This is a genomic window from Cylindrospermopsis curvispora GIHE-G1, assembly GCF_014489415.1.
Classification (GTDB): domain Bacteria; phylum Cyanobacteriota; class Cyanobacteriia; order Cyanobacteriales; family Nostocaceae; genus Raphidiopsis; species Raphidiopsis curvispora_A.
In genome coordinates, this window is the sequence record NZ_CP060822.1 from 1,584,408 (window position 1) to 1,597,996 (window position 13,589).

The 13,589-nt window shown below is 38.3% G+C and carries 13 protein-coding genes; 2 read left to right on the forward strand and 11 right to left on the reverse strand.

Features of this window, described 5'->3' with window-relative positions:
- Positions 1-5: 5 nt before the first annotated feature.
- The 9 genes from IAR63_RS07290 to IAR63_RS07330 all read right to left on the reverse strand — a co-directional run bounded on the left by IAR63_RS07290 (position 6) and on the right by IAR63_RS07330 (position 8,808).
- Positions 6-962: a ribonuclease Z gene (locus IAR63_RS07290; RefSeq protein ID WP_102938447.1), complete on the reverse strand. Its 957-nt coding sequence runs from the start codon at positions 960-962 to the stop codon at positions 6-8.
- A gap of 62 nt (positions 963-1,024) precedes the next feature.
- Complete coding sequence (locus tag IAR63_RS07295) at positions 1,025-1,969, reverse strand: sensor histidine kinase (RefSeq protein WP_141303534.1); 945 nt, start codon at positions 1,967-1,969, stop codon at positions 1,025-1,027.
- Between the two features lie 53 nt (positions 1,970-2,022).
- Positions 2,023-2,733, reverse strand: coding sequence for a response regulator (locus tag IAR63_RS07300; RefSeq protein WP_235528937.1), 711 nt, complete (start codon positions 2,731-2,733; stop codon positions 2,023-2,025).
- Positions 2,734-2,922: 189 nt separating this feature from the next.
- Positions 2,923-3,687, reverse strand: coding sequence for a hypothetical protein (locus tag IAR63_RS07305; RefSeq protein WP_187707109.1), 765 nt, complete (start codon positions 3,685-3,687; stop codon positions 2,923-2,925).
- A 50-nt stretch (positions 3,688-3,737) separates the two neighbouring features.
- Positions 3,738-5,138: an HlyD family secretion protein gene (locus IAR63_RS07310; RefSeq protein WP_187707110.1), complete on the reverse strand. Its 1,401-nt coding sequence runs from the start codon at positions 5,136-5,138 to the stop codon at positions 3,738-3,740.
- A 41-nt stretch (positions 5,139-5,179) separates the two neighbouring features.
- On the reverse strand, positions 5,180-7,330 hold the full coding sequence (locus tag IAR63_RS07315; RefSeq protein WP_187707111.1) for a peptidase domain-containing ABC transporter: 2,151 nt from the start codon (positions 7,328-7,330) through the stop codon (positions 5,180-5,182).
- A gap of 103 nt (positions 7,331-7,433) precedes the next feature.
- Positions 7,434-7,709 carry a hypothetical protein gene (locus IAR63_RS07320; RefSeq protein WP_146029657.1) on the reverse strand — a complete coding sequence of 92 codons (276 nt, stop codon included), beginning with the start codon at positions 7,707-7,709 and terminating at the stop codon, positions 7,434-7,436.
- Positions 7,710-7,914: 205 nt separating this feature from the next.
- On the reverse strand, positions 7,915-8,148 hold the full coding sequence (locus IAR63_RS07325; protein ID WP_187707112.1) for a hypothetical protein: 234 nt from the start codon (positions 8,146-8,148) through the stop codon (positions 7,915-7,917).
- Positions 8,149-8,640: 492 nt separating this feature from the next.
- A complete protein-coding gene (locus IAR63_RS07330) occupies positions 8,641-8,808 on the reverse strand; it encodes a hypothetical protein (RefSeq protein WP_167379299.1) in 168 nt (55 codons plus the stop codon).
- Between the two features lie 471 nt (positions 8,809-9,279).
- Here IAR63_RS07330 and IAR63_RS07335 point away from each other — a divergent pair, with 471 nt between their 5' ends.
- Positions 9,280-9,531, forward strand: a complete 252-nt coding sequence (locus tag IAR63_RS07335) for a hypothetical protein (protein ID WP_006276235.1) — start codon at positions 9,280-9,282, stop codon at positions 9,529-9,531.
- Between the two features lie 203 nt (positions 9,532-9,734).
- Here IAR63_RS07335 and IAR63_RS18900 read toward each other — a convergent pair whose 3' ends face one another.
- The gene (locus IAR63_RS18900) at positions 9,735-9,830 is read right to left on the reverse strand and encodes a DUF433 domain-containing protein (RefSeq protein WP_462101450.1); all 96 of its coding nucleotides are present in this window, start codon (positions 9,828-9,830) and stop codon (positions 9,735-9,737) included.
- Between the two features lie 1,908 nt (positions 9,831-11,738).
- On the opposite strand from IAR63_RS18900, the gene IAR63_RS07340 reads away from it, so the two are divergent.
- A complete protein-coding gene (locus IAR63_RS07340; protein ID WP_057177409.1) occupies positions 11,739-12,281 on the forward strand; it encodes an REP-associated tyrosine transposase in 543 nt (180 codons plus the stop codon).
- Between the two features lie 89 nt (positions 12,282-12,370).
- Here IAR63_RS07340 and IAR63_RS07345 read toward each other — a convergent pair whose 3' ends face one another.
- Positions 12,371-13,504, reverse strand: coding sequence for a HetZ-related protein 2 (locus tag IAR63_RS07345; RefSeq protein ID WP_187707113.1), 1,134 nt, complete (start codon positions 13,502-13,504; stop codon positions 12,371-12,373).
- Between the last annotated feature and the right edge of the window lie 85 nt (positions 13,505-13,589).

Here is a 13,589-nt window from a genome sequence, read left to right on the forward strand (position 1 = left end):
GAAGCTTAATCAGGATCCCCAGATCCCTTTTCCCTTCTTCTGGGTATGTCATAAACCATAAAATCATGAGCCATGATGGTATTAGGAAAAATTGCACGAGCTTCTTTAAGTAAATCTTTTAACTCAATGTCATTTCCCGGAGTATATCTGGGACTAAAATGGGTCATAATCAGTTGATTTACTCCAGCCACATAAGCTGTTTGTGCTGCCATTGTACTGGTAGAATGTAGTCTTTGAAAAGCCATTTCCGCATCTTGATGGGCAAAAGTAGCTTCATGAATTAATACATCTGCATCCTCAGCTAATTTAACCGCACCATCACAATAAACAGTATCTGTACAATAGGCAAACTTACGTCCAATTTCCGTTGGGCCACATAATTCCTTACCATTAATGATTCGACCATCTTCCAATTTGACAGTTTCCCCCCGTTTAAGTTTTCCATAAATTGGTCCAGAAGGTATTTGTAGGGCTTTGGCTTGTTCCACATCAAACCGCCCAGATCTGTTTTTTTCCATTACACGATAACCAAAAGCAGTAATGCGGTGATGGAGCATTCCACAAGTGACAGTAAATTCCTCATCTTCGTAAATCACACCAGGTTGAACAGTATGGACTTTGATAGGATAGGAAAAATGGGTGTGGGAATAACGTGAAGCACCTTGCAGGTACTCATTTAATCCAGCAGGTCCATAGATATCAACCCGTTCCACATTACCAGCTAAACCACAACTAGCTAAAAGTCCCATCAAGCCAAAAATGTGGTCACCATGGAGATGGGTGATAAAAATGCGTGACAGTTGACTAATTTTCAGGTCACTGCGCAAAATTTGATGTTGTGTACCTTCACCACAGTCAAATAACCAGAGTTCTGCGCGTTGAGGTAGTCTCAGCGCGACACTGGAAACATTACGTGATCTTGTGGGTACACCAGAACTTGTCCCTAAAAATGTGATCTGCACAGTGTTTTTTAGCCTTCCTTTGAGTCAAAGTTCTACACTCAGCTATTATATTCTCAATATAGCTAAGTTTGATGACTCCCAACCACAGAACTTGTGGGCCAGGATAATTCACAGATAGTTCCTTGGGGATGTTGGGGAATTCTCTGAAATTTACCTTGAATTTGTTGAGCTAAATATTTGAACTGCTTTGTCCCCTCTCCTTCTTTACATGAGTTCACACCTAAACCATCATCGACAATACTAAGTGTGTACCAACCCATAGATGAGAGACCAGTAACTTTAAGACAGGTTACTCCATTTGCATATTTACCCACATTACATAGTGATTCTTCCAAGAAACGACAAATTCCCCGTTTATGTTCCAGGGTTAACCCAGTTTCATCCAGTGGGTCAAAACTGCGGACTTTTAATTTGATAGTTTGAAAACAGGAGAAATTTCGTTCTAGGGTATGGGTATAGACCTGATAGAGGATTTCTGGTAGGGGAGCTTCTAAATTAATGACTAGATTTTTATCTAGGTAGAGGTTAGCGTGTGGAGAGATAGTTTCTCGGTGCCAAAATTCATAGATTCCTCTGAGTTCTTGGTTTAATTTTTCCAGTTCTGTGGTTAATTCTGGAATTGTGGTTTTCATTAATGTATGTGGGGAGAATTCTTGCTGATTGACTTGATTGAGTATTCTTAAAATTCTATCTAGGGTTTGTAGGGGACCATTATGGATGGTTTCAAAAATAATCTCAATGATTGTTTGTCTGGATTTAACTTCTGATTTTAGGTTTTTATCTTTGTGCTGTAGTATTATCAATTCCAGAAGATTGGCAATAATAATATAAACTGCCAAAACAGGAGAGTTTAAATAATGCCAATTTACTATTAGATAAGTAATACTCAGTAAATTAAAAATTGCCAAATAACTGAGAATCTGTTTTTGGTAAATGTTAGATATATAGTTTGATAAATGATTGATTGGTAAAAATGCCCTAATCTTTTTCCAAGGTTTAGACTGCATAATTTTAGCCCTTGATCATAGTCGGTTTTTTCTTCCCCACTTCCTGTTATCGACTAATCAATCAGTCCTTCCTCCCTAGCTTGTTTCTCCGTTTGAATACGAATATTTTTACCGACTTCTGGATAGACATTGAGAGCATCTTGTAACTTATTCCAATAATGACGTACCATTCGTTCAGACACACACATTTCTTGAGCAATGGCTTTATCTTGTAATCCCCGTTCAAAAGCTAAATATAAAACTTTTAACCACTCTGGTTTTACCTCCGTTCCCGAGTTAATTCCCTTAATATCCTTAGTATGAGTTAGTCCTTGTAATGCCCAATCAACCCTGGTCAACATATCCTGAATAGAAACACTTTTATTAGCAATGGTAAAACCTCCTTGATGACTCTCAATATCTAACCGAATTCGCACTAGGGTTTTGCTGTGGGCACTTTGAACAACAATATTCAGATGGGGATGTTGTTTCATCAAGGTCTTTAGTAGTTGAATACCATTATCAGTGCGAGCAGTCATTCCCTGTTTCTCAGGTATGGAAAGATCCATAACTATGAGATCTGGTTGTCTATTAGTTACCTGTTCCACAGTTGTTTGCACATCCGTTGCAGTTATAAATTCAGCACTGGGATAGTTTTTTTGCAAAATGTAAATCGTCCCGTTGAGAACCGATTCGTGGTCATCAATAACTAAGATCTTCAGCAGTTTATTAGTGGATGAGTCAGTTAACTGATTAGGTGATAAATGTTGCATTTGATGTTGCATTCTCAACATTAAGAAATGGTGAACCTTTACCTAATAAATTGTATGGATTCTGTTTAGTTGGGGATGAGGTATTTGACCCCTCATGGGAAAAATTCCTGAACTGTGGAGAAAGATTTAGAACCTATTCTGCTAGTCAGAAAGCTAAGATCTGAATTTTGATTCTGTTAATTTATCTGGATTTACCTCAATTCACCAGCAAAAAAACCAGGCTATTTTGTAGTTACCTTTGTAATTGACTACATGATAAAAACATTTACCAGAAATTAAAAATTCCCAGCTACTACTGAGATATTTTAATTCCGGTAACCCAGAATAAAATAACAAAGTAGAAATATCGGGATAAATAATTTCCAGAGTTAATTCCCGAATATTTTTCCGGTCTTTCAAATTTATATAAATTGACAGAGGATCGGAAAAAGTTGGTACAGTTATAGACATTAATTCCTGAAGAGTTCTTAAAGTCAGCAGACTAAATTGTGCTGACTCCTTCCTCCAAGAACTAGGCATGTCAAAATCAACTGATATGTGAGGATGAGCAAGAAAACAAGAATCTACCAAACACTGAATGGATAAAGGTAGACTCTCTTCAATATAAATTGGAAACAGGCGATCGCTTAACTCAACCAGGGAGTGATGAAAGTTTTCTACCCTGTTGATATGTTCAGAAATTGAAGTATTGAATGATTGGTTAGTTGATTGGTCTAGTGATTCATTATATGGCAAATAATCAGTTAGTAATTGAGAATTTATAGGATAAAAACCTGGGGATGGATAACCTATTACTTGGTTATTTAATAAATCACAATGTTGAATTTTCAATGCTTCCAAACCGCGACGGATAGTAAAAGACTCCTGCAACAGATCATCTCGAATTTTTTCCGATTCCCCATATAACTTTATAGATTGTTTATAGAACAACCAATTTAATGCTAGTTTGACCTTTTTGAGACCCATGAGCTACACCCATTTTTCTAGTCTATTGTCCATTCCCTACCTGACAAAAATTACAAATCAGTAATTAACCTTGCTTTCCTGAACATAAATTCCAGAGCAGTTTCCTGTTTAGAAATAATATCAGCTTTCACCTCCATTCCCGATTGGAGATAACATTGATGTCGACCATGACCAAATTGTAAACTTGCTGGTTTAACCGTAGCTTCAAAATAACCATTCCCCATCCTATTAGTCGTTCCTTGATTATTAGATTGATTGGTAATCACATCAGGAGAAATAGTTTGAACCACCCCCTGGAGTGTTCCATAATCAGGATAGGGACAAGCACCAACCCGTAGCTGAACTTGTTGACCTATATTGACCTTTTGAATTTCCTCAGTAGGAATTAAAGCTCTAATTAACAGATCCGAACTATCAGGTACAATTTCCGCTATAGATTCACTGGGACGGATCACCTGTCCCGGATTGCGTAAATTGAGTTTGAGAATAATACCATTACTCGTAGCTAAAATCATACTTTTACGCATCTGATTTTCTACCTGCTCTAATTCCTTAATAGATTGTTTAATCTGAGTTTCTAATTGAACTCGACGCTCAATTAAAGCTTGTTTTTCCTTATTGAGACTAGCAATATTAGACACACCCCTAGCAGTTTCTTGAGCGATACGTTCCTGTGCTATCATCACTGCTGCTGGGGTTGGATTAATAGCAGCTTGAGCTGACTGAACCTTAATTTTAGCCATTTCCAGAGATTTCCTTTCAGTATCCAGGATTGACTGTGTTTGCTGAACAGTCAAAGCTTTTTGCTCCAATTCCCGTCTACCCACAGCTCCAATTTGGGAGAGTTCCTGATAGCGTTCCTTATCCATTTTGGCAAAACTCAGATCTGCTCGAGCTTTATCTAAAGAAGCTTTAGCCTTTTGCCAATTAGCTTGAGCGGCTAAAAATTCACCCTGGGTGCTAACCTGCTGTTCTTCATATTCCCTTTGATTACGTAACAAATCCACCCTTGCGGAAGTAATAGCATTTTGAGCAACTTGAGTTTCAGCCAAAATTTGCCGATCTAAAATACGAATTTGGGCATAAACTTGCGATATTTGTAAATTACCCTGTTGGATATTACCTTGTAACTGACTTTTTTTGATAAGCAAATCATCCGTATTTAAATAGGCAATTACATCACCTATTTTCACCGTTTGATTTGGTTTGACCAAAATACTTTTAATAGTTCCCTCTACTTCCGGTTGAACTACACGAACTTCCCCTATAGGACGAACCACAGCATCCACTTTTACCGTGACGTTATATTTCACCCAAGAAGCAAGAGCAATAGCACTAGTAACAGTACCAATTAGGAATATTCCTGCTAAAGAAGTCCAACGACTAACAGGAGGGAGGAACTGGGGATTATCCACAGAAGATATGAGTTTAGGTCGATGAGTATAAAACATATTGGGTAGATGGGGTGAAGGGTAATTGGGTAGGGATTAAGTTAAAGCAGAATAAAGTCTTGGTGTTCCCCTCGTCTGAATTTCAATTCTTCTAAAGATCCTTGGGATTGGAGTTTTCCTCCATCCAACATAATGACCCAATCAGCACGATTGATTACCTGGGGACGATGGGTGATTAAAATAGTAGTTTTTCCTTGACGATGTTCAAATAACTGATCTAAAACCTGTGCTTCACTGACCGGGTCTAGTCCCCCGGTAGACTCATCCAAAATTAGAATTGGTGGATCTGTAACAATAGCCCTAGCTATAGCTAATCGTTGTCTTTGACCACCGGAAATATTAGCACCAAATTCACCCAATATAGTTTGATATTTTGCGGGTAATTTACTGACAAATTCATCAGCACCAGCAATTTCACAAGCTCGGACAATCTGCTCAAAACTAACGTGAGGTGCGCCCAACCGAAAGTTTTCCACAATAGAACGACTCCAGAAATGGGGTTCCTGGGGAACTAGAATCACCTGTTGACGTAAAGATTCTAAAGACAAATCTTGTTGGTTATAGAGTCCAATGCGAATATTTCCAGATTGGATGGTATATAACCCAGCGATTAATTTAGCCAAGGTACTTTTACCACATCCTGACTTACCGATTAAAGCCACGACTTGACCACCGGGAATAGTTAAAGAAAAGTCTTCTAATAAGTCAAGTCTCCCAGCATAATGAAAGTTGATATTAGTGCAAGTGATTTTAGCATCATCAGCGATTTTAGCAAAAGGCTTTTTACCATCATAGTCACTTTCTGGAGTGGTATCTATCACTTCCGTCAGTCTTTGCACTGCTGTTTTAGCGCGGGTAAATTCCTGGACAAAACTAATAACAGTAGTTATGAGACCCAAGAAATTAGCATTCATCGAATTAAAAGCTAGTAATTGACCAATGCTGAGATTTTCACTAGGATTAATCACTAAATGACCACCAAACCAGAGGAGGATAATACTACCAATAGAGGAGATAAAGCCAGAAAAGGTATTATTAATAATACCAATTTGCATAGTGTCCAAAGTTAAATTAGCCAACTTGCCAAATCGAACTTGGAACTCTTCTAGGAATTGATTGCCAGCGGTAGTGGTTTTGAGAGTTAGAGCACCCTTGAAAGTTTCCACCAATACACCCTGATTTTCCGCATCTTTAACCAGTAGTTCCCGGGTTTTTTGCTGTAATTTAGGTTGAAACACCAAAGGGGTAATAGTCATAACCCCAGCAATTACCATAGCCACCAAAGTTAACTTCCAGCTATAAAAAGCCATCAGACCAAGAGAAATCAGAGCAATAAAAAATTTGCTAGGTAAACTGACAACTACTTGAGTAACCAACTGATTGATTTGCTTAATATCTTGAAGACGACTAGTAATTTCCCCACTGCGACGAGCTTCGTAATAAGACAGGGGTAAGTGCAAAATTTGTCTACCAAATTCCATCACCAGTCCCAATTGGAGACGTTGGGCAAAATGGGCGATTAAATTAGATTGCACCCAAGATAGACTACTGGAAATAAGATTCATCACAACTACAGCAATAACCATAGTTGTGAGTAATTTAGTATCACCCCGTACTAGCACATCATCAGTAAGAATTTGTAATAAAAAGGGGGAAGCTAGAGATAGCAGTCCTAATAATAAATTGAGCGGTAGAGCTTGGGCGAGAATTCCCCGAAAACTCCACACCTGTTTAAAGAAACGCCAAAAGCCACCTATTTTATCTTCTTCTGTTTTTAAAAACTCTTCTGGACTGGGTTCTAGCAATAGCATTAACCAATCATTCCAACCCTCTATAAAGTCTTCTTCACAGAGGTAACGTACCCCTGCTCCTGGGTCAGAGATTATATACTTTTCACCCTTTTTACCATAAAAAACCACCCAGTGATTTCCGTGCCAATGAATGATTGCTGGTAGGGGTGCTTCGTTTAATCTTTTGAGAATTTCTGGTGAAGTTCTGACTGTTGAAGCTTTAAAACCCAAGGTTTTAGCTCCTCTTTGTAGACCTAATAAGGTGGTACCGAATTGGCTAGTACCCACGGATTCTCGGATGCGAGTGATGGTGAAATTTTTGCCATAATATTTGGCGATCGCTGCTAAGCAAGCAGCACCACAGTCTTCTTCACTGTGTTGGGAAATATGGGGGTATTTCATAGTTATTCAATGTTTATCATGTTTGTGGGGTCTAATCCTATTGTTTTTTGATATTGAATCAGCTTTAAATATTAATTTGGGAAAGACCCATCCTTCCAATTTTCTAATTATCTTCTGAGAGGTTGCTTGGGTTTGTATTATTATTTTGGGGGAACGATAGCACACCAGTAAGAAATAGAAGCGCTGTATTTATTACCTCTGGACTATACGCAATAAAAGGAAATAGTGATTGCATTACTATAAGATATGCAGCAGCTTCAAGGAATCCACCACCTTTAATAGTAGCAGATTCTTCTTCTGATAGTTCAGTAAATAAATTATTTTGTGCCATGTCATTTATTCCAAAAAAACATAATTTTGTGTCAGATTGTTCATCCAATAAAGGTAACAGAGTTGTGATAAATATGGCTAATTTATTTAGGTTCTCATCTGATTAAAAAGTAAAGTATATGGAGTGTATTAAATGTTTATTGAATGTGCCTATTCCAGTTAACTTAAATAAAGTTACTAAGAAAGAAGGCACATTCCTTATTTCACTACATCACGTTGAGTGCAATTACGTAATAAATAGTGTAATGGTAATTCTAAGCACTAGTAAATGGTGTAATTGCACTACTATTTAGCTCGGGAAATCTAAGTACACCACCTATAAATAGAATTGTAACCAGGTCAGTCAATTTATCGTCAATATTTAGCTCATCTGCTACTATACTAAAAATGGCACCGCTAAGAAACTCTAATCCTGTACCACCACTAACAACAGCAGACTGTTCACCAGAAACTTGAGCGAATAATGAGTTCTTTTCGATTACTTGCATGATACAATACTCCTTGATCTTGTGATTAGACTTGTTTTAAGCTAGAAGTTGATTGCTTCTTTGTAAGTCTCTCAACTGCTTGCTTGTTAATACAATATCCAGAAACCAATAGCCAGATCATTGATATTTCCAACCAACCTAATTACCAACTTGAGGAAAAACAACTTCTCAAAAATACATCCCCCCTTACTCACAAAAAATCCCCAACTTCCATGAAGAAATTGGGGACCTTATTTTTAAAAACTTGAGGTTGGCAATCTAATTTATAGCTTTAAGTAGGGAGGCACAATTATTTGTAGGATGGGTTAGCGGTAGCGTAACCCATGCGGGTGTTGGGTTTCATACTTCAACCCAACCTACGTTCATCTTATATTTAATTCCACCCACCGACTTAGCTAGAACGCTTAGGAAAGAGTTTATAGGTAAAATTGAGTCTCAGGTAGGCGTTCTCGCAAACACCAATACCTGAAACCCAAATTCAATTACCTTTACTTAAAGATATCCGAGAATCCAATTTTCTAACTGTGGTAGTAAATTCTGAAAGTAATTTAGCACGTCATTAGGCACATTAACTATTTCCAAGAGACTACCACCATTGATACTAACAGATTCTCTATCTAAAACCTGGGTGAATAGCACGTTATTGTCGATTAAATTCATAGATAAACTATCCTTAATCTCAATTGAACGGTCACACCCTGATTCAAGCAATTAGGTTCCTAGATTCCTAATTGGTAACTCATACCATACACATAAACCAATAACCAGATCATTAGTCTTTTCAGCCAACTTAATTGCTACTTCCAGAACAGGGGATTTCCTAAAAATCCTTGGGGTTATATTTAACCACGTCTATACCAACACAATAAACATATAAATGTGACCTGAGTTGGGTTTCCTTCCCCAACCCAAGCTACAAAAAACTAGGGAAGGGATACCAGGGGGTCAGAAATTCCTATATTTTCCATTTATGCTTGACAAGTCGAAAAGATTTACAAATTTTATTAATTATTTTCTATAAACCCCTTGCATATCTGTTCAATTAGTTTTATACTTAAAAGTAAGGTGATCGGGCGGTTCGGCCAAGAATTCCAGATCACCTTACACCCCTTTCTCAGAGGTAATCAAATTATGACACAGACTAAGAATTTTATTGGCAATGTCAACGAAACTAGAGTAGTTGGCCCTACGGTAGTTCCAGAAAGCGATCGCAGGGAACCATTAAAGCACCTGTTAATTGGATCGAAAAAGACAGTTATTAGTACGATTCACTATCTACATGTGCTTGGTTATGCCCATGCAACTGATTGGAGTGATCCGATACCGACTAGTAACCCAGGGGAGGTCATGAGTATTCTGGTAAGACAGATTCTGATTAATTGACCGGTTTATCTATGAATTAGAGGTAGGCGATCGCATTTCGCTCTCAATGGTGAGACAGGGAATGAATTCCCTGTCTGACACCAAAATTCTTTTTCAACGGATTGATCCAAACATCCTCCTGTATTCATTCCACCAATTATAATATGGAATATCGTCGAGCAAAAACACCAGGAGCGACCTAATTTATACTAGATTACTATTCTTCATACGGTAACACCAGTTCCCGCAATCATGGGACAACCCCCATGAAAAGTGCGATCGCTTTTTATCAAAGTGCCAATATTGACTTCTTTTAACATAAATTCCTTTGATATAGTCTCGTAGGTTGGGTTGAGGAACGAAACCCAACAAACCAACAGGGAGATACACACATACAGCACTTTCCACTTTCATGAAGTACATCATAACAAAAGAATCTGCTGTATAACCTTGAATAATTATATAGTCCCGTAGGTTGGGTTTTCTCAATCCAACCTACGGTAAATGTTTTTAAAAACAGGCGATCGCTGGAAGTAAAATCAAACCGCTCACCCTATAAGACAAGGAGTTCACATAAACTATAATTAACAGTGGGGTTTGTTGGGTTTTCTCAATCCAACCTACGGTAAATGTTTTTAAAAACAGGCGATCGCTAGAAGTAAAATCAAACCGCCCACCCTATAATACAAGGAGTTCACATAGACTATAATTAACGGTGAGGTTTGTTGGGTTTTCTCAATCTAACCTACGGGATTATATAATGTTTTAAGGGTATCTGTTGGTTTGTTGGGTTTCGTTCCTCAACCCAACCTACGGTAAATGTTTTTAAAAACAGGCGATCGCTGGAAGTAAAATCAAACCGCCCACCCTATAATACAAGGAGTTCACATGGACTATAATTAACAGTGGGGTTTGTTGGGTTTTCTCAATCCAACCTACGGTAAATGTTTTTAAAAACAGGCGATCGCTGGAAGCAAAATCAAACCGCCCACCCTATAATACAAGGAGTTCACATAGACTATGATTAACAGTGGGGTTTGTTGGGTTTTCTCAATTCAACCTACGGTAAATATTTTTAAAAACAGGCGATCGCTGGAAGTAAAATCAAACCGCCCACCCTATAATACAAGGAGTTCACATAGACTATAATTAACAGTGGGGTTTGTTGGGTTTTCTCAACCCAACCTACGGTAAATGTTTTTAAAAACAGGCGATCGCTGGAAGCAAAATCAAACCGCCCACCCTATAATACAAGGAGTTCACATAAACTATAATTAACAGTGGGGTTTGTTGGGTTTTCTCAATCCAACCTACGGTAAATGTTTTTAAAAACAGGCGATCGCTGGAAGTAAAATCAAACCGCCCACCCTATAATACAAGGAGTTCACATAGACTATAATTAACAGTGGGGTTTGTTGGGTTTTCTCAACCCAACCTACGGTAAATGTTTTTAAAAACAGGCGATCGCTGGAAGTAAAATCAAACCGCCCACCCTATAATACAAGGAGTTCACATGGACTATAATTAACAGTGGGGTTTGTTGGGTTTTCTCAATCCAACCTACGGTAAATGTTTTTAAAAACAGGCGATCGCTGGAAGTAAAATCAAACCGCCCACCCTATAATACAAGGAGTTCACATGGACTATAATTAACAGTGGGGTTTGTTGGGTTTTCTCAACCCAACCTACGGTAAATGTTTTTAAAAACAGGCGATCGCTGGAAGTAAAATCAAACCGCCCACCCTATAATACAAGGAGTTCACATAGACTATGATTAACAGTGGGGTTTGTTGGGTTTCGTTCCTCAACCCAACCTACGGGATTATATGATGTTTTAAGGGTATCTGTTTTTCTCTCTGTTGGTTTGTTGGGTTTTCTTAATCCAACCTACGGTAAATATTTTTAAAAACAGGCGATCGCTGGAAGTAAAATCAAACCGCCCACCCTATAATACAAGGAGTTCACATAGACTATAATTAACAGTGGGGTTTGTTGGGTTTTCTCAACCCAACCTACGGTAAATGTTTTTAAAAACAGGCGATCGCTGGAAGTAAAATCAAACCGATCACCCTATAAGACAAGGAGTTCACATGGACTATAATTAACAGTGGGGTTTGTTGGGTTTCGTTCCTCAACCCAACCTACGGGATTATATAATGTTTTAAGGGTATCTGTTTTTCTCTCTGTTGGTTTGTTGGGTTATCCTTTTCTGTTTCATTAATTATAATATGGAATATCGTCGAGCAAAGACACCAGGGGCGACCTATTTTTTCACTCTTGTTACTTATTGTCGTCGTCCCATTTTAGGTAAATCGGAAAATATAGATTTACTAAGGGAAGCGTTTCGATATGTGATGAAAAACTACCAATTTAAAATTGATGCGATCGTTATTTTGCCTGAGCATCTTCATTGTCTTTGGACATTACCTGAAAATGATGGGGATTTTTCGACTCGTTGGCGATTAATTAAAAGTTATTTTAGTCGTAAATGTCAGGTTTCTTGTCAGGGAACAATGACTTTATCTCAGGAGCAAAAAGGTGAAAAGCCAATTTGGCAACGTCGCTTTTGGGAGCATCAAATTCGGGATGATCGAGATTTTATTAATCATGTCGAGTATATTCACTATAATCCGGTTCGTCATGGATTGGTAAATGCACCAAAAGATTGGCAGTATTCAAGTTTTCATCGTTATGTTCAAGCGGGATTTTATGATGTTATGTGGGGAGCGGAAGAAAGGCATGTTTTTGGTGGTCATATTGGGCATGAGTAGATATGGATTCAAATGGTTCGTGGGTTAGATTTGTTATTGAGATCCCCGTTGATTTTTTGGGTTTTCTCAACCCAACCTAGGTCATCAAATTAATTTTGGGCCCTTAAATTCTGAGCTACTAAATAAACTTTTGTCCACTCACCTATCACCTTATAGGTCTTCAACTCTAATTTCTCCCCTATTCCCGCTAGAGAATCCCCCCCTTTCCTTCTATCAAGAATCTCCCTACCTAGGGGACTTATCTTCTCCCTCAGCTGCTCCCATTGTTTTGGCGTTAAACCTAAACCATCTTCATTTAAAGACGTTGATAACCAATTCTCTACTAACTCCGGTTTGTCCTTGATGGCAAAAACTCTAACAGCATGGTAACTAATTTTCTCCCTTAATCTGTATAATTCCTTAATTGGCTGATTCAGCTTTTTAGCAATCTCTTCTTGACTCTTACCGTCTAAATATAACCTCAACCAATCCACCGCTGTTTGTCCCAGCTTCTCTAATAGGTATTCCTCAAATTTCTCTTGCACTTCCTGACGTAACAATTGTTGCTCTTCTACCTTTTGCGCCTCCTGATACTGGGCGATCGCTTCGTCATCTAAAAGATTTAAGTTGCTTTCCGTATCTTCTGTTAATATTTCGTCAGAAACCAGTCTAATCACGTCCTTACCTGGAATTTGAGTCAATCCCCCTCGCTGAATGCGGCGTAAATAATTGACAAACCGATGTGTCAATAAAGGTTGATTACGCACAGGTCGTAAACAGTATTCTTCTAAGCTGGCAAATAATAACATGTCTCGCAACCTTTTATCCCCAGTTGCATCGGCAATTAGACTCATTTGCTGCTGCATATAAGAATCACTTTGCAGCATTTCCTGAATTACCTCTTGCAGTACATCTATCACACTACGCTGGCGATCGCGACTTAAAGAGACCCAGGTTTGAATTTTATTTCTAATTGTGGTGACACTTGCCAAGCGAACCATCAAATTACGATAGGCCTGTTCCCTTCCCACACCTAGATATCGCTGTCGTAGAACTCGCCAGCGATATTCCATAGCCTTTTGAGCAATCTCCAATTCTTTGGGTGTGAACCCTGCAAATCTGGTTAAGTCCGACCCCAAAAGCCAAAGCATAATACTATTTCTAGCGTCATCACTGTTTTCAGGAGACTCAGCAGCGAGTCGTTTCCGCCAATATTCTGCTATATTTGCTGCACTTAGTTCCATAGTAAAATCGCCTAAAATATTTGCTGCACCATTTAAGTCGGCATTAACAAAAGCCGTTTGTATTCCAAAAAGATAGGTTTGAGAT

Coding starts and splice junctions, on each gene's coding strand:
- IAR63_RS07315 (WP_187707111.1), bottom strand. CDS start 7,330: ATGAAATACCCCCATATTTCCCAACACAGTGAAGAAGACTGTGGTGCT.
- IAR63_RS07295 (WP_141303534.1), bottom strand. CDS start 1,969: ATGCAGTCTAAACCTTGGAAAAAGATTAGGGCATTTTTACCAATCAAT.
- IAR63_RS07305 (WP_187707109.1), bottom strand. CDS start 3,687: ATGGGTCTCAAAAAGGTCAAACTAGCATTAAATTGGTTGTTCTATAAA.
- IAR63_RS07325 (WP_187707112.1), bottom strand. CDS start 8,148: ATGCAAGTAATCGAAAAGAACTCATTATTCGCTCAAGTTTCTGGTGAA.
- IAR63_RS07300 (WP_235528937.1), bottom strand. CDS start 2,733: ATGCAACATCAAATGCAACATTTATCACCTAATCAGTTAACTGACTCA.
- IAR63_RS07335 (WP_006276235.1), top strand. CDS start 9,280: ATGACACAGACTAAGAATTTTATTGGCAATGTCAACGAAACTAGAGTA.
- IAR63_RS07345 (WP_187707113.1), bottom strand. CDS start 13,504: ATGGAACTAAGTGCAGCAAATATAGCAGAATATTGGCGGAAACGACTC.
- IAR63_RS07330 (WP_167379299.1), bottom strand. CDS start 8,808: ATGAATTTAATCGACAATAACGTGCTATTCACCCAGGTTTTAGATAGA.
- IAR63_RS18900 (WP_462101450.1), bottom strand. CDS start 9,830: ATGTTAAAAGAAGTCAATATTGGCACTTTGATAAAAAGCGATCGCACT.
- IAR63_RS07310 (WP_187707110.1), bottom strand. CDS start 5,138: ATGTTTTATACTCATCGACCTAAACTCATATCTTCTGTGGATAATCCC.
- IAR63_RS07340 (WP_057177409.1), top strand. CDS start 11,739: ATGGAATATCGTCGAGCAAAGACACCAGGGGCGACCTATTTTTTCACT.